This is a genomic window from Microcoleus sp. D2_18a_D3 (genome assembly GCF_036702455.1).
Classification (GTDB): domain Bacteria; phylum Cyanobacteriota; class Cyanobacteriia; order Cyanobacteriales; family Microcoleaceae; genus Microcoleus.
Map to the genome: position 1 here is coordinate 1 of NZ_JAUBTK010000218.1, position 1,223 is coordinate 1,223.

Sequence of the window (1,223 nt, forward strand, 5' to 3'; positions counted from 1 at the left end):
TTTGGCGAACCTTAGCAATGATGTTAGAGTCTAGAATACATAGATAATGTTTTTTGTCAATGCGTAAGTCCTAATAACTTTCAGTGAGCGCCCAAAATCGGTAGATAAATTAGGGATTTAGGCTTTGCCTAAGTCCCTAATTCTCGTTAAGGGGAAGCCAGGGCGCGGGAAGGGCGATTCCCTGCGGGATAGCTTCGCTTCACGCAAATTCTGTTACCGTTCTCGGCGATGAAAAATATTCTCGACTTTTCCGTGTTTTTTTGTTACTATATCTTAGGAAATTGGGAGTCACAATCCGGTTTGTTTCCCTTAAGCTTTAGTTGTAAATAGTTGCACTCATAAACTTATTATTCCGATACTTACCTAACAAGACTTACGCATGGGGGGCTTATTCCCGGTTTCTAGGAAAAATTCCAGGTTTAGTAACGAGAAATCTAGGAAGAAACCGGGTTTCTAAGCAAAGCGCGCACAAGTCCTAAATTAACCTTTGATGAACTTTTCTAATTTTTGAGCCATCTTCTCGACAAATCCCTCCGAAGTATCTCCCGCCGATGATTCAGCTTCAATACGCTTGACCGCATCCTCTGGAAGATTGAGCAACTGCACTAATTTTTGATAAGCTGCGGCTTCTTCAGCGTTAATTTTTGGTTCATCGGGAGTGCGAGAACTAGATGAAATCACTTCATAGCCGAGTTGCAGGACTAATTCCTTTTCATCTTGAGTTTCTAGTTGGCCGAACAACTCGTCAAGGGGGATATTTTGCATGACGTAATCCCGCAGTTCTTGTTGCATTTGTTGTCCGTCGGTATCAGGGGCAAACAAACCGCAAAAGCGATCGAGCATTAAATTAACTTCTTCTGTCGCGAGTTGGCCGTCAGCCCAGGCCATAGAAGCAACAATCCTCAGCAGATTCATCTGGCGGGGCGTAATTGATGGAGGAGGTGGGGTTTGCATAATCAAAATGGGTAATTGGTAATATTAATTCCGGTGCAACCGGAATTATTGTTCACTGTTGACTGTTGACTGTTAACTGTCAGTCGAAAAACTGAATGATAGTTGAGTATTTACGGGTGATTCAATTTTACCAGGAGGATGCTAGCGGAATTGGGAATTGAGCTTGATTTCTTCTGGTCTTTTCTTTCCCGTTCACCAAAAAACGAGCGAGAAGCCCCTGGCGACAGACTTGGGTAGGAAAGCGGTAGCGACTTCAGTCGCCTTGAAGT

General features: G+C 43.5%; 1 protein-coding gene. It reads right to left on the reverse strand.

Annotated features, from left to right (window positions below; genetic code table 11):
* Positions 1–480 precede the first annotated feature (480 nt).
* Positions 481–954: a TerB family tellurite resistance protein gene (locus QUB06_RS34580; RefSeq protein WP_333439349.1), complete on the reverse strand. Its 474-nt coding sequence runs from the start codon at positions 952–954 to the stop codon at positions 481–483.
* Positions 955–1,223 lie beyond the last annotated feature (269 nt).

Bases quoted from the DNA above. Each gene is read 5' to 3' on its own strand.
- QUB06_RS34580 (WP_333439349.1), bottom strand. From the start codon at position 954: ATGCAAACCCCACCTCCTCCATCAATTACGCCCCGCCAGATGAATCTG.